Annotated in this window: 16 protein-coding genes; 2 read left to right on the top strand and 14 right to left on the bottom strand. The window is 52.2% G+C overall.

Annotated elements, in window-relative coordinates; translation table 11 throughout:
- Nucleotides 1-159 precede the first annotated feature (159 nt).
- Both NNL21_RS26820 and NNL21_RS26815 read left to right on the top strand, forming a co-directional pair.
- A complete protein-coding gene (locus NNL21_RS26820; RefSeq protein ID WP_204821330.1) occupies nucleotides 160-411 on the top strand; it encodes a ribbon-helix-helix domain-containing protein in 252 nt (83 codons plus the stop codon).
- 166 nt (nucleotides 412-577) lie between these two features.
- Nucleotides 578-754, top strand: coding sequence for a hypothetical protein (locus NNL21_RS26815; protein WP_204821331.1), 177 nt, complete (start codon nucleotides 578-580; stop codon nucleotides 752-754).
- A 149-nt stretch (nucleotides 755-903) separates the two neighbouring features.
- Here NNL21_RS26815 and NNL21_RS26810 read toward each other — a convergent pair whose 3' ends face one another.
- The 14 genes from NNL21_RS26810 to NNL21_RS26745 all read right to left on the bottom strand — a co-directional run bounded on the left by NNL21_RS26810 (nucleotide 904) and on the right by NNL21_RS26745 (nucleotide 20,796).
- Nucleotides 904-1,680 (bottom strand): LamG domain-containing protein, encoded by a 777-nt coding sequence (locus NNL21_RS26810; protein ID WP_204821332.1) that lies wholly within the window; start codon nucleotides 1,678-1,680, stop codon nucleotides 904-906.
- 79 nt (nucleotides 1,681-1,759) lie between these two features.
- Nucleotides 1,760-2,527 carry a phytanoyl-CoA dioxygenase family protein gene (locus NNL21_RS26805; protein ID WP_204821333.1) on the bottom strand — a complete coding sequence of 256 codons (768 nt, stop codon included), beginning with the start codon at nucleotides 2,525-2,527 and terminating at the stop codon, nucleotides 1,760-1,762.
- A gap of 77 nt (nucleotides 2,528-2,604) precedes the next feature.
- Nucleotides 2,605-4,455, bottom strand: a complete 1,851-nt coding sequence (locus NNL21_RS26800) for a cache domain-containing sensor histidine kinase (RefSeq protein ID WP_256555506.1) — start codon at nucleotides 4,453-4,455, stop codon at nucleotides 2,605-2,607.
- Nucleotides 4,452-5,198, bottom strand: coding sequence for a response regulator transcription factor (locus NNL21_RS26795; protein WP_256555505.1), 747 nt, complete (start codon nucleotides 5,196-5,198; stop codon nucleotides 4,452-4,454). Before NNL21_RS26795 ends, NNL21_RS26800 begins: the two co-directional genes overlap by 4 nt.
- Nucleotides 5,199-5,343: 145 nt before the next feature.
- The gene (locus tag NNL21_RS26790) at nucleotides 5,344-6,882 is read right to left on the bottom strand and encodes an extracellular solute-binding protein (protein ID WP_204821336.1); all 1,539 of its coding nucleotides are present in this window, start codon (nucleotides 6,880-6,882) and stop codon (nucleotides 5,344-5,346) included.
- 117 nt (nucleotides 6,883-6,999) lie between these two features.
- A complete protein-coding gene (locus tag NNL21_RS26785) occupies nucleotides 7,000-7,869 on the bottom strand; it encodes a carbohydrate ABC transporter permease (protein WP_204821337.1) in 870 nt (289 codons plus the stop codon).
- 46 nt (nucleotides 7,870-7,915) lie between these two features.
- Nucleotides 7,916-8,866 (bottom strand): ABC transporter permease, encoded by a 951-nt coding sequence (locus NNL21_RS26780; RefSeq protein ID WP_204821338.1) that lies wholly within the window; start codon nucleotides 8,864-8,866, stop codon nucleotides 7,916-7,918.
- A 396-nt stretch (nucleotides 8,867-9,262) separates the two neighbouring features.
- Nucleotides 9,263-10,414, bottom strand: a complete 1,152-nt coding sequence (locus NNL21_RS26775) for an MFS transporter (RefSeq protein ID WP_204821339.1) — start codon at nucleotides 10,412-10,414, stop codon at nucleotides 9,263-9,265.
- 229 nt (nucleotides 10,415-10,643) lie between these two features.
- Nucleotides 10,644-12,179, bottom strand: a complete 1,536-nt coding sequence (locus NNL21_RS26770; RefSeq protein WP_256555498.1) for an FGGY family carbohydrate kinase — start codon at nucleotides 12,177-12,179, stop codon at nucleotides 10,644-10,646.
- Nucleotides 12,180-12,351: 172 nt separating this feature from the next.
- Nucleotides 12,352-13,191: a hypothetical protein gene (locus NNL21_RS26765; RefSeq protein ID WP_204821340.1), complete on the bottom strand. Its 840-nt coding sequence runs from the start codon at nucleotides 13,189-13,191 to the stop codon at nucleotides 12,352-12,354.
- Nucleotides 13,192-13,248: 57 nt separating this feature from the next.
- Nucleotides 13,249-14,688: a hypothetical protein gene (locus tag NNL21_RS26760; protein WP_204821341.1), complete on the bottom strand. Its 1,440-nt coding sequence runs from the start codon at nucleotides 14,686-14,688 to the stop codon at nucleotides 13,249-13,251.
- 492 nt (nucleotides 14,689-15,180) lie between these two features.
- Nucleotides 15,181-15,942, bottom strand: a complete 762-nt coding sequence (locus NNL21_RS26755) for an SDR family NAD(P)-dependent oxidoreductase (protein WP_204821342.1) — start codon at nucleotides 15,940-15,942, stop codon at nucleotides 15,181-15,183.
- Nucleotides 15,943-16,025: 83 nt separating this feature from the next.
- Nucleotides 16,026-17,423: a GH39 family glycosyl hydrolase gene (locus NNL21_RS26750; RefSeq protein WP_204821343.1), complete on the bottom strand. Its 1,398-nt coding sequence runs from the start codon at nucleotides 17,421-17,423 to the stop codon at nucleotides 16,026-16,028.
- 58 nt (nucleotides 17,424-17,481) lie between these two features.
- Nucleotides 17,482-20,796 (bottom strand): SGNH/GDSL hydrolase family protein, encoded by a 3,315-nt coding sequence (locus NNL21_RS26745; protein ID WP_204821344.1) that lies wholly within the window; start codon nucleotides 20,794-20,796, stop codon nucleotides 17,482-17,484.
- Nucleotides 20,797-20,875: the final 79 nt, after the last annotated feature.

Raw genomic sequence — 20,875 nt, 5'->3', positions numbered from 1 at the left:
GTAAAGTAATATATAAGTAGTCTAGCATATTATGGGCTATGAGGATCGTGAATCAGTAAAACAAGTCCACCGCCTCCCTATGGCTGTGGACTTGTTTGATTAAGGTAGCATAAATTGATTTGACATCCAGATCATGTAAAAATAGTTACAGGTGATGACATGAGTGAGAATGAAGAAATCGGACTTCCCAGGAACAGCTCGAATACTGCATCAGGATCCAAAGCCTCCAGAGGGGGCAATCAATCGGGGGCAGGCCGTAAAGCGATCGGCACGACCCGGAAGATATCGCTCACTTTGTCGCAGGAGCACTGGGAGGAAATCGACCGGCGCTGCAACAAAGGAGACTATTCCGTATCCGAGATTATCCGTTCGATCATGGAGGACTATCTCCGGGATGTGGACCACTTATAATGCTTACTGAGCATGAAGGCTGCGGCTGACTCCATCTCGGCCGCCCAATACGGACGGAAGGAGTACATCGCATGAGCCCTTCGCTTCCACGACAGAGCGGGAAGGCTCCTCTATCGCGAAGGACCTCGTCTCCGTCTGCTATGAATTGCGGCTGCGGGTCTATATCGTGACACATTTCTACGAACTGGCCAGCTGGGCGTCCGGGCAGCTGGAAGACGCCGTATTCCTGTCGCCCGAGCGGACACCTATGGGGTCATCTTCATATAAGCTGTCTAGTCAGGAGCCCTCGCCTACCAGCTATGGGGAGGATCTATATGATCAAATCATAGGTCAGCAGCAGTAGTCCAACATGCCATCGATTGCACAGACTCCATGGTGTGGTGCAATGCGGCTCCCGTTCATAAAGCTTGGCCGTTGTAACATAGAAAAAGCCGGTTTCTTCAGCCCGAAACCAACGGGCGGTGAGAAACCGGCTTATGCATAACCGTGCCGTTATGACTTTCCCGTCCACTGCTGATGGAGAGAGTGAATCTCTTCCTCCGACAAGGCACGGTTGAAGACCGCGAGTCCGCCCAGCAGGCCATTGTAGAAGTTGCCGATTTCACCGGAGCGGTTAACCGCCCCTACCGTGAAGTCGGCGCCCTCCTCTCCTCCGTCGAACAGTCCATCCGGGTAGGAATACGGATTGAATGCTTCCCTCTGGTCAAGCCGTCCATCCAGATAGGCCCGCGACTCCGCACTATCATAGGTGAACGCTATGAAATGCCATTCTCCTTTGGATACGGGAGTAGCTCCGATTGAGCTGGTCATGCAGTATTTGTAGCCAGGAGTCGGGCCTCCTACAGCCGACACATGTCCGCACACCTGCTCCGCACTATCCCATATTTCCAAATTCAAGAACATCCCGTACTGACGCTTTCTAGCCGTTTCATTCCAAATACCTGCGATAAACTCGCAGCCCCTGCTTGCGATCACAGCCCGGTTTACCCATGCGGCCACCGTCAGCTTGGCCTGCGGTCCATGAATATTCAGTTCAGGGCAATCGCTGCGGGGAATGCTTAGCCACTTGCCATGGGTCACATTGACCGAGTATGCACCAAATACACCGTCCTGCACCCGCTCCGCAGCTCCGTTCATTTCCTTGAGCCGGTACGGATGCAGCCCCTTCGCCACGTATTCATTCCCGTCCCTTTCTTGAAAATCCCAGAAGCTAATCAGCCCTGGAATTCCTGTAATCGCCGCGGCATCAGCCTGTCTACCACCCGACATGTGCTGATCCTCCTCTCCAGTATAAATGCGCGAATGGAGGCGGGTGGTCTAACGCCCACAGCCCCCTTCCACAATCGGCTTATTTAAAGTACTTCTCGTTCAATGCATTCGCGTCGGCTCCGCGAGTGACGTAGCGCCGGTAATGCTGATAATGCGCCTTATATAACTGCCCGTTCTTCGATGGGGAATACGTCAGGAATAGCTGCCTGCGGCTAGAATTGGACGTATTCGTGCCGCTCTGATGCGGCGTCAAGGATGAGAATAGAATCATATCGCCGGGATTCGTCTCGTAGATGACCCCCTTGGAGGCGTCAATCGCCGCCACCTCTTCCGCGTCGAAGTTTCGCAGTGCTTCCTTCTGGCGGAACTTGTCGTGGTAGCCGGGGAATAATTCCAGTCCGCCATTCTCCTTCGTTGCGCCATCAATCGCCACCATGACGGAGATGAGTCCTTCGTACGGAAATCCGTGCCAGAAGGCGGCATCCTGATGCATCGTATAGCCGGCATTGCCTGGCAGCTTGAAGATCAGCTTATCCTTGAAGAGAAGCGGCTCATCCAAGTAAATATCCCGAAGCGGCGCCAGGATCCGCTCATCCTGAAACAGATTGGCGAATACCGGGGAGACATCGAGCAGCGGATCGAACTTCTCGATCATCTGCTCACCGCTCGCGACTTTACGAAAGGCTACCCGAAGATTCCGCGGATTGACGTACTCCTCCAAGCTTTGCAGACGTTCGCATTCCGCTTGCCACAATCGAACCTCCTGCTCGCTGAACACATTGCGCAGAACCAAATATCCCGTTTCCTCGTAGCTTGCCAGCTGCTCAAACGTAAGATTTACATTCATCTGCCTATTCCCTCCAACATGTATATTAAGATAATTTCTAAAACCCTGATTATCCCGGAGCCGTCGCCGGTCCCACGCTATACGTGCAGCCTTCCGCTTCCATGAAGCTTATTCACGGCGAGCGGCAAGCGGATGCGGATGCATGTTCCGATCCCCGGGCGGCTATAGCATTCGATGCCGTACTTCTCACCGTAATACAGACGTATCCGCTGATGGACGTTCTTCACGCCATATCCGCCTCCTCGATCCTCACGCAGCAGCACCTCCTGCTGCCTGCGCGTCATGCCTACCCCGTCATCGATTACAGTGAACACCAGGTGATCATCATCCGTGTGTACACGTACGATAACTGTTCCGGAATGGTCTTCCTTCTGTTGAATCCCGTGCAGCACCGCATTCTCCACAATCGGCTGCAGTATCAGCTTCGTTATCCGGCGGCTGAGCAGCTCACTGTCGACCTCGCAGCAGTAATGCAGCTTCCCCGCATAGCGAATCTCCTGGATATTCATGAAGGCTTGGACATGATTGAGCTCGCTCACCACCGTTGTCAGCTCCTGCCCCCGATTCAAGCCGATCCGGAAAAACCTCGACAATGAGTCTACCAGCGACACGATATGATCGGCCTTGATCTTGATCCCCATCCACTTCAGCGTATCCAGCGTATTGTATAAGAAATGCGGCTTAATCTGCGATTCTAATGCCGTAAGCTCCGCCGCCTGTTTACGTACGCCCATCAGGTAGACCGTATCGACTAATTCCTTGATCCGCAGGACCATGCTGTTATATTGGGATTGCAAGCCGGATATTTCATCGTTGCCGGTTACTTGGATCGCTTCTCCATAGTTCCCCTGCTTCACATCCTGCATATGCAGAACCAGCGTACGCAGGCCGCGAGTCAGCCGATTCGCGAGCAGAATAGCCGACAATGTGGCGAGACCGATCACAAGCAGACCGATATAGCCCGTATATTCACCGATAATTCGACTCTTAGCCCTGATTTCGCGGACAGGGACCAAGGCGGCAATCTCCCAGCCGTTGTACTCCACTTTCTGGAGGATTGTGAAGAAATCCGTTTCACCCAATCGAATGATCGGCATATCCTCGGTATGATCGGCCTGCGAGATCTTCTCCATCACATCGCGTTCATCGAATTCGGATATCGCCTCAGAAGCGAAGGACGTTATCCGTTCTCCGTTGTTATAGACGAAGATGGCGCCATTCTCGGAGAAATTGACCTCCTTGAACACGCTGTTCAGCACATTCTCCTGAATATCGATCGCAACGACCGCAATTACGGATCGAAGGTTGTGCAGATCGTTCATCGTGCGGAACATGGAGATGACCTCCAGCCGATTACGGGGCAGGTATTCCTGCTCGTATGTGCTCTTCCACAAGATATGACCATCCGAATCCATCAGCTGCTTAATCAACGCGCCGTCCAAATCCTGCATTCTAAAAATATTATTGCTCTCGCGGGAGTACAGGGAATCGCCAGAGACGAAGATTCGAATCCGATAGATATTCCGGTTGTTCTCCAGATTGGTCACAATACTGATCAAATCCTGAAAGTCGTTCAGCAGCTGCACCGTCGTCGTATCGCCATACCCTGACCGTTCCCTCTTCAGAATAAGCTGCAATTGCGGGTGCATCAGAATGAGCTCCGATACGTTCTCCACTTCTTCCAGCCGATACGTAATGTTGATGGCCGCCTGCTGCAGGGCCTGCTTGAAGGTCACACTGACTTGTTCTTCCACGATCTGCGTGGCTTTCAAGTATGAAAAATATCCAATGAGTGCCGTTGCCAGAATAATGAGCGTTAAGTATGAAAGCAAGAGCTTCCCGCGTAGAGTCGAGCGTCTCGGCAGGAGCCTTCGGACGATTCGCCCCAGCCAAGACCTCGTTCCCGCAGTTAATCCCCGTCTCTTCATGACCACTGGTCCCTATACTCCTTCGGACTCAGACCCGCATATTTCTTGAACACCTTGGCAAAATAATTCGCGTCCGCATACCCTGTACCGTCTGCAATCTCATAAATCTTATAGGATGGATCGCGCAGCATCCGCTTCGCATGCATCATGCGCACTTTAGTCAAATAATCGACTACGGTATCGCCTGTCTCTTTCTTGAATACGCTCGCCATATGATTGATCGATAGGCAAATTTCACTGGCAATATCTTGAATGGACAGCTTCTCCATATAGCGCCGTTCAATCAGCTTTACGATCTCTTGCGAGATTCGCCCCTCCCGGGTGCCGCCTCCGGCGGCAAGTGTCTGCTCCGGAATAAATTCCGCAATCAGCTTATCACGCTTCACCTGCAGGACAACCTTATCCATCACCTGTTCAAGCTCGACCTGGTTGAACGGTTTCACCAGATAATCGACCGCATCATACTTAAGCGCAGATTTAATGTATTGAAAATTCTCGAATGCGCTAAGAACAACAATCTCCACTGGGTGGGCTTCTTCCCGGATCGCCTGAATTAACTCCAGACCGTTCATACCCGGCATCACCACATCCGTAAGCAGAATGTCCGGCTTCAGCTCCCTGACCTTCTGCAGCGCTTCCCTTCCATTCCCCGCTTCGCCGGTAATCCGGATGCCCATTACCGACCAATCGACGAAGTCCCTCAGTCCCTCGCGAATAATATCCTCATCGTCTACAATAACCATCGATAACACGATTCGTTCCTCCTAACCCCTTTGAAGAGAACGTATGATAAACCAACTCTCGTGTCCTTAGTATACCATCATCAATGGCGGCTATAAGACGGGACTAGGGAGGAGAGGACGTCCCCCTCCCGTCCTTCGGAGAACATTACTTAAACGTCTGGTACCACTCATTAATAGCTTTCAGGGAGGCCTCTCCACCGAGACTGTTCCATTTACTTACGTACTCATCGAAGGCATCAAGCGGCAGTGCGCCTGTAATAATTTTGATGAAATACTCGTTCGTCAGATCAAGCAGCGCTTGCGAATTCTCCTCCACCTCCGGAATCGGCGGCGCATAGTTGGTAATTTCCGTATAGGTCGGATATTCTTTAAGCGGATCGTAATAAGGAGAGAAGCCCTTCAGTGCAACGCGATTCAAGAAATTCTTCTCCGTATCCCACAGCTGGTAGTAGATCCGGTAACGGATATTCTCCGCTTCTTCCGTAGCGACGACCATGCCATCCTTCATATTGTAATGCTTCCCTTCCCATCCGTAGGAGACCACATTCAGGATATCTTCAGCCATATAATTGTTGATGAACTGGACGACTTCCTTCACCTTGGTGCTTGCTTTGGGAATGAGCATATAGACGCGTACAGGCGTATTTTTCTGGTAGCCGTATTGGCCGTCAGCACCAACCGGCGGGTGGATCAGCTCCAGCTTTCCATTGGGATTCTTCTCCTTGAAGGCTTCAATAATCCCTTTCGCATCCGCCCAGCCGACGGTAGCCATTGCCGCCTGCCCGCTAACCAATTTCTCCTGGATGTTCGGATTCTTATTGACTGGAAACTCACGGTCCAGAATGCCATCCGCATACAGCTTGCTCATATACGACAGGTATTCCTTGGCAGCCGGCTGCGTAGTGGTGTGTACGACCTTGTCGCCCTCGACCACATACTGTGCGCCAAGCCCGAATGCGCCGGAGAAGCTCTGAATATATCCGAATGCATCGCCATTGCCGTCAGCAGCCCCGCCCAATAATGGAATAAGTCCGCCGGCAGACTTCTTCTCATGAATCGTCTTCAGCGCAGCCGAGTATTCATCCAATGTCTTCGGAATCGGAATGCCTAATTCTTCCAGAATATCCGTTCTTACCAGCATCCCCATCGTCGAAGACTGATTCTGGGGAACCGCGATTGCATAGATGCTGTCATTATACGTAACCGCTTTCCAGGTATCCGCAGGGACGGTCTCCATGATTCTTGGCCCGTTCTCGTTCAGCGCCTCATCAAGAGGAGCGAGCAGCCCTTGCTGTGCCAGGTTGGCATAGATGGATTTGCTGCCTGTAATGATCAAGTCCGGCGTGTCCCCGGAAGCCATCATAATATTAATCTTCTGATCCACGCTTTCCTTCGGCTGCATCTCCCATTCGATGTCGAAACCCGTTTTCTCTTTAATATAATCCACAATCTCGTTCTTATTGAGGTTCGTTCCCGAAGGAAACTCCTCGACGTTCGATGGAACGTACACCTTTAGCTTCGTTTGTTCGCTCCCCTTCGCGGTCGAGCCCTGATTATTCCCCTTTGCAGCGGCATCATCACCCTTCGGTGAATCGTTATTCCCGCCTCCACATCCCGCGATCATGATCGTAGCCAGCATCGCGATCATGACGGGTTGAAGCCTATTTCCCCACAAACGTTTCACAAGCATTCCCTCCCATAGTCCGCCTTCAATTTGTCCTTGCTCATTTATGAATAAAGAATGGTTCAGACCTTCGCCTGACCGCTCTGAATTCCTTCCCGAAGAAACATGTGAATACGATTACTGCTTCACCGCCCCAAGCATTGCACCCTTGACAAAGTGCTTCTGGAGAAACGGATACACGACCAGGATCGGCAGCGTAGCCGCCACAACCGTAGCCCCCCGCACCGATTCCTGCGCGGTATTCATCATCAAATCGATGTTATTCACATCCGCGCTCGACGCGTTGAGAATGATTTCCCGCAGATAGACCTGCAGCGGAAACAGACTATGCTTGTTCAGATAGATTAACGCATCGAAATAATTGTTCCAGTACTCCACGGCGTAGAATAAGGAGATCGTCGCAATCGAAGGCATAGCGAGCGGAATCATAATCGAGAATAGGATTCTGAAATGGGATGCTCCATCGATCTTCGCCGACTCTTCCATACTGTCCGGGATATTGTAGAAGTACAGCCGCATGATGATCATATTGAAAGGCGCTACCAGTCCTGGGATGATGAGTGCCCACAAGGAGTTGAGAAGCCCGATTTCCTTCACGATCAGATAGGTCGGTATGATCCCCCCGCTGAACAGCATCGAGAAGATAAACAGAAACATAATCACACTCTGTCCTCGAAGACGCTTACGGGACAGCGCATACCCCGCGAAGATCGTGAGCATGGTATTCAGCGCTGTACCCACGACCGTAATGAACACCGTATTGCCGAAGGAAGTCCAGAACCGACGGCTGCCGAGAACAATCTCATAAGCCTGGACGCTGAAGCCTTTTGGCCAGATAAAGATTTCGCCCGCCAAGACATAGGCTTCGCTGCTGAAAGACTTTGCCGCAATATTAAGCAGCGGCAATAAGCACGCTACGATAACGATGCTCAGCAGGATATAATTCACGATTTCGAATATCGCTTCACCTCTCGTTTTTAACGCCATGATGCGCCCTGCTCCCTCCCCGCATGTCTGCTTGCCTCAACCTGCATCACCATAGCCCGCGTTCTCCGAATTTCTTGCTGATCGCATTAGCCGTGATGACCAGCGTCAATCCGATGACCGACTGGAATAAGTTGACCGCCGTACTGAAGCTGTATTTCATCTGTCCCAGGCCGATCCGATACACATACGTGCCAAGAACATCACCCACGCTGTATACCATCGGACTGTAGAACATCAAGACCTGCTCCAAGTCATTCGCTAATGCGGCACCTAGACGCAGCATAATGATGAAGACGATCACGCTTCGTATGCCCGGCAAGGTTATATGCCAGATCTGCCTGAGCTTGCTCGCACCATCCATCCGTGCTGCTTCATACAGCTGCGAATCAACCGCCATAATCGCGGCCAAATAAATAATGGAGCTCCATCCGCTCTCTCTAAAGGCGGAAGAGGTGACCAATACAGCCCGGAAAAACCGTTCATCCGTCATAAACAGAATAGGGTCGATTCCGAAATACCCGATAACAGCGTTTACGATTCCGTTCGTGGGCGACAGCAAGTTGGCAAAGATTGCGCTGACGACAACCCAAGAGAGAAAATGGGGCAAATACGTCACGCTTTGACTGAAACGCTTGAACACGGTATGTCTAATTTCATTAATCATTAATGCCAATAAGATTGGAATGGGGAATTGGAACACCAGCTTATATAAGTTGATAAGCAGCGTGTTGATAAATACACTGTAGAACTTCTCGGATTGGAATAGATCCTGGAAGTGCTTCAAGCCTGCCCACTTACTCCCAAAGATCCCTTCTACCAGGTTGTAGTCCTTGAATGCGATGAGCGCGCCATAAATCGGAAAATACTTGAATACAATCAATACCGCCAAAGCGGGCAGAAGCATCAGGTACAGCTGGTAATCCAGCCGGATTTCCTTCCATGCCTTGCCGGTTTTTCTAGGCTCCGCTGGTTCTGTTATGGATGGTTCTGCTTTCATCAGACCGGTGCCTCCCTCCAGTAATGTCAAATGTAAACCCTTTCATTCGCCCGATGTATCCCATTATATAATCCGAATTTCAACAATGGTATAAGACAAAATCACGATTTCGGGGAATATTCCATGGTCTTTCCAATGGGGAAACATCCGTAACACCGGTACGCCTGCGAGCTGTTCGGGCGTTCGTGAGACAAGGACGCTGCCACAAAAAAACCGCAAGAGAGGCACTTGTCAAAGTGTCCATCTTGCGGGTTGCGGGTTGCGGGTTGCGGGTTGCGGGTTGCGGGTTGCGGGTTGCGGGTTGCGGGTTGCGGGTTGCGGGTTGCGGGTTGCGGGTTGCGCGGATCAATTCGGCAGAGGCCCCCTGCCTCTAATGACCGTTGCCCATTACGTGTATTAGCCCATGTAACTTGGGCTGACGGGCTGCTGGTGATACTTATTTACGATAAACAGCACGGATGCCGTCATACAGAGGCCGAATAGGATCAAATATAGAACCGGCGCCCCCCAATGGTCGATGATCATACCGCCCATCGCATTACCGGCAATCCCTCCAACTCCCCATGTTACGGCTGCATAGACGGTTTGCAGCGTTGCTTTGGCTCCCTCTGCCGCGAAGCCTTGCACGACTTCTACGGCCGTACCTGCGACGAATGCAAACGCGATCCCGTTCAGCAGTTGAACAGCAAGCGTCAGAGTGATGTCGGAGAACGTAAACAGGGTTAAATATTGAATGGCATAGATCACAGAAGCCAGGCTCATTAATCGGTACCGGCCGATCCTTCTGCTGAGCCTGGCCGCTACCCAGAACATCGGAACCTCAATAATGGCGGCAATCGCAAACGCGCTGCCGATCCAGCTCTTATCGAAGCCCATTTCTTTAAAATACAGCGGCAGGAAGTTCATGTTGATGTTGGCGGACATCATCATCAGCATGCTGGAGAGAACAAAAATCATAAAGGGCTTATTGCGCACAACCTCGCCCATTTGGCCGAATAACGTTATTCTTCGGCGGGTGACCCGGGCTGCGGGCAGAAACATCAGCACTAAGCAGACGGCAGTACTGGCGGCTAGATAATAAAAAAAGATATCGTTATAGCCGAATTTACCGTATAGCATGCCTGTAACGAATGCCCCCAGTGCATAGCTTAAAGCTCCCCACAGTCTTACACTTCCGAATGAATAGCCCTCTCTGCTCGTGATCTCCACCGCGATTGCATCGCCAATCGGTCCGGCAGAGGATTGGAACCAGGCGAAGAACAGGGATAATGCGAGGATCCCGGCAAGTCCTTCTACAACATAAAATCCAAGGCCAAGCAGGGGAGCTGCAGCCGTGCAAATCATCAATATTGTCCGCGGATTGTGGACCCGGTCATTGATCATGCCCATAAGGGGCTGGGCAACGATACTAACCAACGCCCACAAAGACAAAATGAGGCCGACCGTGGTGGGGCTGAAGCCTCTCTCGCTAAAATACAGACTCGTATAAGGCATAAATACCGATATAGTCAGATACCATAAGAAATAATAGCTTGCTAATGTCTTCACCCGGTGCTTCTCCTCATTTCCCCGGCAAGCTGGCATTCGTGCCGCAGTTCTACTCACTCGTTCTAACAACATGATAAATTATAATATTATTCATGACTAGCCGTAATCCGAACCGCTGCGGCTGAGGAAATCTAAAGAGCCCCGGCCTTATTGGCCGGGGCTTGCTTGGTGGAGCGAAGCACAGCGGTGCAGCAAGCCGCCCTTCATCGGAGCGTCTGCGAGCTGCTGACTACCCCTTCGAATAAAACCGGGTCATTAGTTGCATGATCCTTGCCCATTCTCCGCGCAATGCCTCCCTGTCAGCAGCATCTAGGCGGGGATGGAAGGTGTGCGTGATCGGAACCTTGCGTCGCAGCTGCTTTGTTGTCCACCACCCGCATGCTTCGCCGGTCAAATAGGCTGTGCCCAGCGCCGTTGTTTCTGCCGAACCCGGCACTTCCACCGGGATTCCCAGGAGGTCCGCTTGATATTGCATTAAGTAGGCATTCGCGGTGAGCCCTCCATCCACCCGCAGTACGGTCACAGGATGCATCGATACCTGCTGCATCTCATCTATGACATCGGCTACCCGGTGAGCAATCCCCTCCAGAACGGCTTTAGCCATCTCCTTCTTGGACGTGCCATGGGATAGACCTAGAAAAAGTCCGCGAAAATCGGAATTCCAATAGGGCGCTCCCGCTCCGCTTAGACAGGGTGCGAACCATAGATTGGCATCCCGATCGTATTCGCCGCCGGCATTTAATAAACGATGATACCACTCTGTCGACCATGCTTGCAGCTCATCTATGGAACTGAACAGCGCCAGCTCGTTCATCGCCCAATCCACCGTGGAGCCCGCAGAATAAATTGCGCCATCCAGCGCATACGTCACGTTATCGTCTTTGGACCATACAATGGTAGACAGCAAAGACGCTGTGGGCTGGTCGGGCAGTTCCGACCCGATATTCATGTAGACAAAGCAGCCGGTGCCGTATGTGCACTTCGACGTACCCGGTTCTGTGCACAGATGACCGTATAATGCGGCCGGTTGATCTACGATACTGACCCGAATGGGTGCCTCGATTCCGCATAATGCATCTTTCGAGGTGATACCAAAGTGGCCAGCTGTAGGCAGGATTGAGGGAAGCCACGCTGCATCGATCTCCAGGTATTCGAGAATCTCCTGATCCCATTCTCCTAAGCGGGTATTATACAGCATTGTTCTTGCGGCGGTGGATGGATCCGTAACAAAGGAACGGCCGCCTGTCATCTTCCATATGAGCCATGAATCCAGCGTGCTGCATCTTGCACTTCCATCGCGAATATGGCCCTGAACCTGCTCAACCTCTTCCATCATCCAGCGAATTTTCGTTGCCGAAAAGTAAGGATCGATCCGCAGCCCGGTCTTATGGAACACTTTCGCGCTCCAGCCCTCCTGCGCCTCCCATTCCCTGGCGATCGCTTGCGATCTTCTGCACGACCACACGATAGCCGGATACAAGGGGCGTCCTTGATCATCCCAGAACAGCACGGTCTCGCCCTGGTTGGCCAGCCCGATCGCCTCTATCTGGGATGGCTCGATCTTTCCTTCTGCCAGCGCTTCTTGAATACCCTGCCCAATACAGGCCCATATCTCTTCGGGATCATGCTCGGTCCATCCCGGCTTGGTATAATACTGCGTATGTTTCTTGTAGCTGGATGCGCGAACTTCACCCTGTTGATCGAATAGAACGACCTTCGTGCCTGTTGTTCCTTGGTCAATCGAAAGCAAGAACTTCTCCAGCATCACTATGTTCTCCTCGACAGTTATTGAGCGGCTCCACATTACGCCCTTATGCGTCTTCTGCACCGCAGGGAGTTCTATTCTATGACTTAGCAACAAAGTAACATGAAATACGGACAAATAACAAGGGAACCCCAGCAGCCAGAAGTGCTGCCGGGGTTCAGGTAGAGGCATTTCACTTGGCAATCGGAACGTCATAAGTTACGATTCCGGCATCCTCCAGCTCCCAGTACAGATTAGGCACCTTCACCTCGATCCGGAAGACCTCGTCACGCACCATGTCGCGTACTTGTTCGTGCTTCATCAGCTCGTCCTGCAGGTACCGGGAGGAGATATCGGCGACGAAGATGTCCGGGTCTTCGGATAGCTGCGCGTAGTCTTCTGCCTTCATCGAGCCGTATACGGCGATAACGCCGACGAAGCCGGGTGATTCCGCGAGCAGCCGGAGCTGCTCGGAGATCAGAACACCACTGCGCGGCACGGCCATGTAGGTGATCCGGTCGTAGGTCTCGCCGGTCTGGGCTTCCAGCCCTCTCAGTTGATAGCCGTCGACCTCAAGGCCGTACCGGCCGGCGAATTCCTCGAATGCTTCCAGACCAAGCGGACGCCCGAGTGTGACCGTAACCGGCAGGCGTCCATCACCGGCATCACCCCGGCGATGCAGATCGTCCATCTGCGCGGCGTAGTCCTTCAACCGGTCGGCACTCCACTGCAAGTTCTGGAGCAGCGGGCTGACGAGTATGGCCTTCGGGTCATCCTCCGGCCGGTTGACACTGTATTCGAGACCGAGCATCTCTATCGTATCCGGTATATCTCCGCTGCTGCTGCCCTGCCCGCCGTTTGACGGCCTGCCGATAGCATCTACGTGATCCGCGGATGCCCCGTCGCCGCTAGCCGATTCGTTCGCAGCTGGACCCGGACCGGTACCCGCTTCTCCTTCACAGCTGGATAGAAGGAGCAGGAGCAGACAGGCAAACGCTAGACCGCATCCCTTCGTGATTAAGCGGATCGTCATCGCCTCCTTACTGTCACGGCAAAGCCCCTTTTCTTGCAAAGGGGCTGCCGGATACTGTTATTTCTTCATATCGTATTTCCACGGCACCTGACCGAGATAATCGGTTTTCTTCGGAATCATGTTCTTGTCATTCCAGGACGACATCGAAGCATAGAAGCGGATGTGGCCCGACTGCTTCGTGTTCTGCGGCTCGGAGGAGGAGCCGAAACGGTAGCTCTTCTTCGCCTTGATCGTGCCTTTCGCCGTTACCTGAACGATATCGTCATTGTCGACCCCATCTCCTTTGCCGCCCGGATCCTTATCGAAATTGTCGAATTCGGGATTAGGGAAGTTCGTATAAGTGTAATCCCATGAGTCGTTGTCCAAATAATCATTTCCATTGAAGGAAATCGACGGATGCAGCTTGGACGAGTTGATGGCGCGCGCAGCTGCGGCGGAATATTGAATACCCTCGAGCTCCACGCGCAGATCGTCGGAAGCATCCGATTCCGTCCACGACCTCATATAGCCCTGGTAGGGGGCGTAGTTCGTTTCCTGGCCGTAGATTTTCTTCCAGTAGTCTGGAATGATGAAGCCAAGCTTGCCGTAGGAGAGCGTCTTCTTCACATACGTCCCTCCGAATAAGTAGGCTTTGGCACCCGATTCAAAATTGATATACAGGTTACTGCCAGCGATAGCCAAACCTTGCGACATATTGGGAAGCGTCATCGAATCCTGCAGCTTGCTCGGCTCCGACTTGTTGTACATACGCAGGTTGCTCGGATTTTTTCGGCCGGAGGACTGGCTGTATATAATATGCTTGCCGGTAATGGCAACGCCTTGAATCTGTTTGGGCGTCTTATACGTCTTGAGGGGATTCGCTCTCGGGGTTTCAGAACTGTTCAGATTGTAGCGGTGCATGGCGGCCGTGTTCTTCGCATCGAACTTGCCGACCCAGAGATCGCCGTCCGCATAAGTGGCATAAGACGATGCTTTGAGCTTGAAGCCTTCGTCCAGAGACAGGCGGCCGTTCGCGCTTGTTTTCTCAATGTCGGTCAGCTTGTACCGCAGCATGTTGTATTTGCTGTCCGAGCTCTCCGCGGAGGATGCGATCCAGAGATAGCTCTTGCTGACCGCGAGCCCGCCGACATGCCCGGCATGGTAGATATCGCCTTCCTTCATCTCGTCAGCGAGATATAGATTCTTGATATGCTTGCCTGTCCGCTGGTCAACGACGGCGACCAAGCTGTTCTTCTTCAAGGAAGCAAAGTCCGGGTCGTAATAGTAATAGGCGATCAGAATCCATTGCTTGTCCGGCCAGTAGGCCATTCCCTGCGGAACGTAAAAGGTGTCCAGATTCGGGATGGAAGGTCCTTTCTTGAAGACGGTATGATAATGGCCAAACTGATCGTTATACGGTGTCTTCAAGTCCGCAGCGCGGACGGCGCCGGTTGGAGCGGCGGCCGCGACGACGGCGGCAATTACGGTAATGGAACAAATTTTTCGTAACACAATCATCAATACCTCCTATAAATTGTAAGAACGCAAGCTGTTTTGTCGGAAGTGTTTCAGAACTAACATACCCTTACAAGCGGACACGGTACCAAATGTATCCGAAAAAGGGACTATCCGACTAATAAAATGATCTCTCTATAAGTGATCTAATCACTCATCTTTCTTCGTTCAACTTATTATAGAAACCGAACAGAAATAAGGAGCGGGGTACATAACCCCCCGCTCCTTTCCCTGCTATTATGAATTAAGCTTTTTACACAAAAGATCTCCAGCGTGCTGGCCGGTGACAGCATGAGCCCGCGCGGCCGAAGACGGCAGCCATGATAGCGGCAGGAACAAGGTCGTCAGCACAGCAATATCGCGTATTCGCGCTTTGTTGAGAATGTCATGATAGTTCCCTCCCGGTTACCTCTGGCTAGTGGGACGAACGAATACGCCTTCACCCGGTAGTAGCTCCGCGAATCGAGGATCTACATTCAAGCAGCAGGCTTCTTCTTAATGCATGACCCAGCCGCCATCGGCATTTAGCAGTTGCCCCGTTATAAAATCACTGTCCGAGGAGGCCAGGAATACGAAAGCGCCCTCCAGATCGGAACTGTTCATGCGGCGGGAGAACGACTGCCTCTCCGCCAAGAATTCATCAACGCCGACAAGCCCTTCCGCACCAACCTTCTCCAGCTCGGTCTCCGTGTACACCGCGCCGGGTGTAATGCAGTTCACGTTAATAGAGTACTCGCCCACCTCTCGGGCCAGCGCACGGGTAAAGCCGACAACAGCCCCTTTGGACGTTACGTAATGCAGGAACTTGGCTTGCCCGGTTAAGAAGGTAACCGAGGATACATTGATGATCTTCCCGTAATTCTGAGCCCTCATGGAAGGGAAGACGGCCTTTGCACACAGGAACTGCGATTTGACGTTGACCGCCATGAGATGATCCCATTCCTCTTCCGTAATTTCATACCAGACCTTACGGGGGTCGATCGCCGCATTATTGACCAGAATATCTACCTTGCCATAGCGATGTATCGTTTCGGCAACCATCGCATTCACTTCTGCTTCCTTGGACACATCCGCCTGATAGAAGAAGGCTTCCCCGCCCCGGCTCTTGATATCGTCGACAACCTGATCCGCCAGCTCCGGATAAGATCTATCGTTAATCACGACATTTGCTCCCTCGGCTGCATACCGCTTGGCAATCGTGGCCCCAATGGAACGGGCTGAGCCCGTAATGATGGCCGTTCTTCCCTTCAATTTCATACAATAACCTCCCTTTGATGAGCAAGATCAGCCTTCCAGGCTGCCTTTTTACTATTCATCTCTGTATTTGCCGCTTCTTGCATCTAGCTCTCCGTCTTCCTCAGATTGGTCTCCTCGGGTACGGGTAGCCAAGTCATTCGAAGCAAGAAGACAGAGTGCCTGGGAAGATGAACATTCACATGCCTGCAATCGGGGTCGACGCTTAACGTCTCGACCTCATGAAATTCCCGCGTTTTATCCAGCATGCTGAATTGGCATCCTGAGAGGCTTCGATCGGCGCAGCCTTCGAAGGCGAATGTGTAGCTGCGGCTTTCGCCGCTGAAATTGCTGATCCACAAGACCGTCTCTCCGCTTGGCTTCGTCACACCGAAACCGTATATGCCTGGAGCCTTGGAATCAATCGTCACCTGCACGCGATTCGAATACGAGCACATTTCGTTGAATCTCTCGAACACGCGATACGTTTTCTGCGGGATTCCGTAGCCGTCGAACAGACCGCTGTACAGCTCATGCGGCTGTCCATCATAGTAATTCGCCTCATCCACCGCATAATCCTGGAGAAGAGCCAGAACAGCCGCAACGAAGGAGGCTCCCTCTTCGTTCTTCTGTCTTTCGAACAGATTCCTGCGGAATAGCTCGCCGCCCGGCTTCCACAGCAGCTTCCAGGTATCTTCATCCGCTCCTTCGTCAGCCTGCATATAGTTCCATTCGTTCAAATGGCTTTCTGTCTGTTGAAACCCCGCCTCATCCAGCAGAGCTCTGACCCGAATCGCATTGGCAGTAATTTGACGGGGATCATTGGCATACGTATGCCAGGTGAAGAAATCCAACGGCAGCCGATGCTCCTGACAGTACGCGATGAACCCTTCCGTGAAGGGCATGTTCACCATCGTCGCCGCTTGCCCGCCCACCTTCAGGTCAGGGTCCAAGCGCTTAATCGCGGTCACCGTTATGCGGTACATGTCATAATATTGCGCCGCGGTTCCGGACCACATGCACTGCCGGTCCGGGTTATCCGGCTCGTTCCAGATCTCCCAATAGCGAATGTTATGATGATAGCCGCTCGCCCAGCCATGGTTATAGTGCCGAATGATATTCACGCACACGCGGGCCCATTTTTCCATATCTTGAGGCGGATGAACGTAATATTTAATAGCCGTATGCTCAATGCTCTCGCCCAATCGGTAGACAATCTCGGCTCCGGTCGCGAGAACGGAATTGATATACGTATCGGTACGAGAGAAATCATAGCTGGAGGGATCGTCCGCGTCTTTGTCAAAATCGCGAAAAATCGTATGAATATCCACTTCCCCCGGATTCGGGTAATTAGTATCATGCAGCCGGACAAGCGGAATTCCCGCTTCCTGATAATAGCTGGTTACATCCAGCAGGGATCCGTATGCGACTGGTCCGTTATTTACCCCATGCAGCCGTTTCAACGGTGCGCTTGTGTGCTCCATATTGATTATAATATCCGCCATATGATCCTCCAAGTGGTGATGTAATTGCCTACCTCCAACTCCCGCTCCGGTTTACTGCTTACTGATAGTCTACCATAGGATCCCAACCCGTCTTGTCATAAGACGGGTCTCCGCCTGCACCGACCATAAACGATAATTCATCCCCCGCATTCACGGCTACCGTCATGTCATGGTCTATTCCCATCAGTGTCGTTACCGTATGCGGGCCCCATAACACGGCATTGTTCTTGAGGATGCTAACGATAACGCCGTTACCCGCCGTGGAATCGAATTTGCCGGCCGTTCCCGTAACGCGCACCGTTCCAGCTGAAGGGGCAACCCACTTGCGCACGGATTCCACCCCATTGCCGGGATGCTGCCAATTAGACCCGATATACAGATTAATCAGGCTGTTGGCCCAGACGCCAATGGCTGGATCCCACGTGATCGCGGAATAGACCGAGCCATCCCACTGCTCATACCGCCACTGATACATGTTTTGGGTACGGCTGAAATCCGCCGATGCGCTGTAATCCGTCTGGACGATTTCTTCGATGACCGGATTCCATGTCGTTTTATCATAGGAAGGGTCTCCCTTATCATTCACGACGAACCGGATCTGATCTCCGGCTGCCGCATTGATCTGCAGATCATGCTCGCTTCCTGTTAGATCAGTAACCGTCGCCGATCCCCAAATCCGCGTTCCATTGTGCCAAATACTCGCCTCTACTCCGTCGCCAAGCACGGAATCGGACTTATTCACCTTCCCGGTAATCCGTAATTTCCCGTTACTTGCAACCGTCCATGTGCGCACAGCATCTGAACCGATCGCAGGATGCATCCAATCCTCACCGATATACAGGTTGCTGGAAGCTCCCTGCCATACGCCCGCCGAAGGAACCCATGACATGTTCGCGTAAGAGCTTCCGTCATACTGCTCATAGCTCCATCCATTCGCCCCCTGCGTGGCGGAATAACCGGTCGAGGCGTAATGGATGATGTTGCCGTTGCGCAGCTTCACCACATTGTTCGATGTCTGATATTGAGAAGAAGGCCAGAATTCATTCTGCTGCGGATTTCTCTCTATAATCATATTGAGCGGTTGCTGGCGATAGGCCTTAACAATCGTATTTCCCGATATTGTGCCGCCATTGTTCAAGTTGTACTGCTGCACCAAGAACGCGGCATGCACGCCATCATTCTTAATCCCATTATTCTCGAACAGGTTGTCAATAAGGCTCGTGTTCTCATTCTCAATGCCGCCTGACCACTGCGGGTTCCGGTATACCATGACGGCTTCGTCTTCATTATCGTGAATGTAGCTGTTCTGCAAGGTAACATTCTTGTTCAACCCTTCATAATCAACGCCGACTCCATCCGGCGAATTAGGCGATACGGTATATCCGACCTCTACGTTATCTGCCGTGAAATTATGGACCGCATTGAATTGCAGCCCGGCTGTCCCCCATGTCATCCCATGAAGTCCCGCATGCAGAACGACGCTACTGGTTAACAGTCCGATCGGCGTCCCGGTGTAATTATAATTAATGCCGGTAAAAATAATTCCCGCCCGGTACGACTCCGTAGATGTAACGGAATCCACTTCAACGCGATTGGCATGTCTAATTTCCAGCGGGCTATCCGTTCTCTCGAAGGTGCTGTTCTTGACCGTTACGTTCTCCAGAAATTGTCCCGAGTTATAAAAGGTATAGATGCCGACCGAATAAGGCATGATTTGCAGCTCAGGCGCTCTATTCTCTGCAGCCGGGAATGGATTAAGCGGCCATTTCGTAATGTCATGGATGTAGCAATCCTCCACCCACAGCCCGTCGTGCACACCAGAAGCATCATTCACGTACACGATGCCGCTTCGGGAATTCGCGATTTCGATCCCTTGGATTTTCCAGCCCGCATTGCTATCCAGCTTAATGGCATAGAGCAGCCCGTTGTTGGCCACGTTGACCGGATCTGGCGGCGTGATTGACGCCGGCGATGCGTATGGAGAGATAACCGGCCGGTCGCCCGTGCCATAGGCAGACAGTGTAATCCAATTGGCTATAGACCCATTGCCCTTGAGATATAACGTCTCATTCGTCCAGGTGTCCCCCTTCTTCAGCAAGATCGTGTCGCCTGGTTGAAAGGTCATGGAGGATACTTTGGTTAACGTCTTCCATGCGTCCGTTGAGCTGGTTCCGCTGTTGGAATCACTGCCCGCCGAGCTGCTGACATAATACGTCTGGCCGCTGCCCGTGCTGGGTGTGTAGTTGATTAGCGTCGCGGAAACGATCTGCGCATACCATCGCGCCAGAAAATCATTCGGATGATTAACATTGTTGCCGGTCATGTCCGCGAAGCTTTTATGTGCTAGCAGCTCCTGATGGACCCCGGTCATGTCGACAGCCACGATGCCCGTTCCCGATAGCTGCTCAAGAACAGCGAGATAGCTCTCTTGCTGATTCGCATAATTCGTTTCGGGATTGGCAAGCGTGGTGCTGACAAGCAGAAACTCCGCATTCGGATTGGATTGCCTGATTGTCTCGATCATACTCTTCACATTTGCCTTGAATTGAGCAGCGGTAACGCCCGCAGTACCGTCATTCATCCCGAAGGCGATGATGACCAGATCGGGTTCCTCCGCCGCAACCCGCGTCTGCGCTTCTGCAGCTCCCCATGCCGAGGTTTGTCCCGCTACGGAGGGATTTATGGCTGTGATCGCAGAGGAATAGGTTTGTTCCAGCTGCCTGACCAGCAGCTCACCCCAGGTAGGCAAGTAGGGCGGAGCATTATATAATCCGCTGGAATTGTAACCAACCGATATGCTGTCTCCATATAGGACCACCTTCAACGGTTGTCCGTTCGCAAGCTTGGAGGTTGTATGGGGCAGACTTTCTCCCGCGTAAGCAGGTACAGGACCTTGCCAGGCATCGGCCGCATGTGTATACGTGACGACAATCTGCCGATCGTGGAAGTACGTCCCTTCATGGAATAAGACATACCCGCCGCCCACTTTAGGTATTTGCTCATTAGGAGGAGGAGAAGCCGGGTACATCTCTTCGCTCGTCAAATATGGAATGCTCGAGCCTGCCAGCAGTTTTATTTTCCCGCCGCTGAGCTCCCAATCGACGCCTTCCACATACTCGGTATCAAGGCGGGCACTCTTCACAGAGAGGATCGTATCCGGTGTAAACAACAACGAGGCTTCAGGAAGCTCGCCGTCCGATGAAATCATCAGCAGGGATTCATTGTACATCGTAGTACCTAACCAGAAAGGCGACATCGCTTCCTCAAGAAACGCGTCCTCTTCTTCCTCTTCCGCATGTAGCGGCATGCTTGGCAGAGCAACCATAGATAGGATGGACATGACTAGCAGCATCATCATTCCTGTTCTTCTCATTTAAGCATCTCCCCATTGTCTCATTTACTTGTCGTCACGGACTGTACCCGATCTCCATTGCATCGCGTATACCCGCAAT

It is taken from the genome of Paenibacillus mendelii (genome assembly GCF_024498075.1).
Classification (GTDB): domain Bacteria; phylum Bacillota; class Bacilli; order Paenibacillales; family Paenibacillaceae; genus Paenibacillus_Z; species Paenibacillus_Z mendelii.
Note: the sequence above shows the minus strand (reverse complement) of the source record. Positions and strands in the feature narration are given on the sequence as shown.

What these genes read in the sequence shown, in the direction of transcription:
- NNL21_RS26820 (WP_204821330.1), top strand. Translation starts at nt 160, where the DNA reads ATGAGTGAGAATGAAGAAATCGGACTTCCCAGGAACAGCTCGAATACT.
- NNL21_RS26810 (WP_204821332.1), bottom strand. Translation starts at nt 1,680, where the DNA reads ATGTCGGGTGGTAGACAGGCTGATGCCGCGGCGATTACAGGAATTCCA.
- NNL21_RS26805 (WP_204821333.1), bottom strand. Translation starts at nt 2,527, where the DNA reads ATGAATGTAAATCTTACGTTTGAGCAGCTGGCAAGCTACGAGGAAACG.
- NNL21_RS26800 (WP_256555506.1), bottom strand. Translation starts at nt 4,455, where the DNA reads ATGAAGAGACGGGGATTAACTGCGGGAACGAGGTCTTGGCTGGGGCGA.
- NNL21_RS26795 (WP_256555505.1), bottom strand. Translation starts at nt 5,198, where the DNA reads ATGGTTATTGTAGACGATGAGGATATTATTCGCGAGGGACTGAGGGAC.
- NNL21_RS26785 (WP_204821337.1), bottom strand. Translation starts at nt 7,869, where the DNA reads ATGGCGTTAAAAACGAGAGGTGAAGCGATATTCGAAATCGTGAATTAT.
- NNL21_RS26780 (WP_204821338.1), bottom strand. Translation starts at nt 8,866, where the DNA reads ATGAAAGCAGAACCATCCATAACAGAACCAGCGGAGCCTAGAAAAACC.
- NNL21_RS26770 (WP_256555498.1), bottom strand. Translation starts at nt 12,179, where the DNA reads ATGCTGGAGAAGTTCTTGCTTTCGATTGACCAAGGAACAACAGGCACG.
- NNL21_RS26765 (WP_204821340.1), bottom strand. Translation starts at nt 13,191, where the DNA reads ATGACGATCCGCTTAATCACGAAGGGATGCGGTCTAGCGTTTGCCTGT.
- NNL21_RS26760 (WP_204821341.1), bottom strand. Translation starts at nt 14,688, where the DNA reads ATGATTGTGTTACGAAAAATTTGTTCCATTACCGTAATTGCCGCCGTC.
- NNL21_RS26755 (WP_204821342.1), bottom strand. Translation starts at nt 15,942, where the DNA reads ATGAAATTGAAGGGAAGAACGGCCATCATTACGGGCTCAGCCCGTTCC.
- NNL21_RS26750 (WP_204821343.1), bottom strand. Translation starts at nt 17,423, where the DNA reads ATGGCGGATATTATAATCAATATGGAGCACACAAGCGCACCGTTGAAA.
- NNL21_RS26745 (WP_204821344.1), bottom strand. Translation starts at nt 20,796, where the DNA reads ATGAGAAGAACAGGAATGATGATGCTGCTAGTCATGTCCATCCTATCT.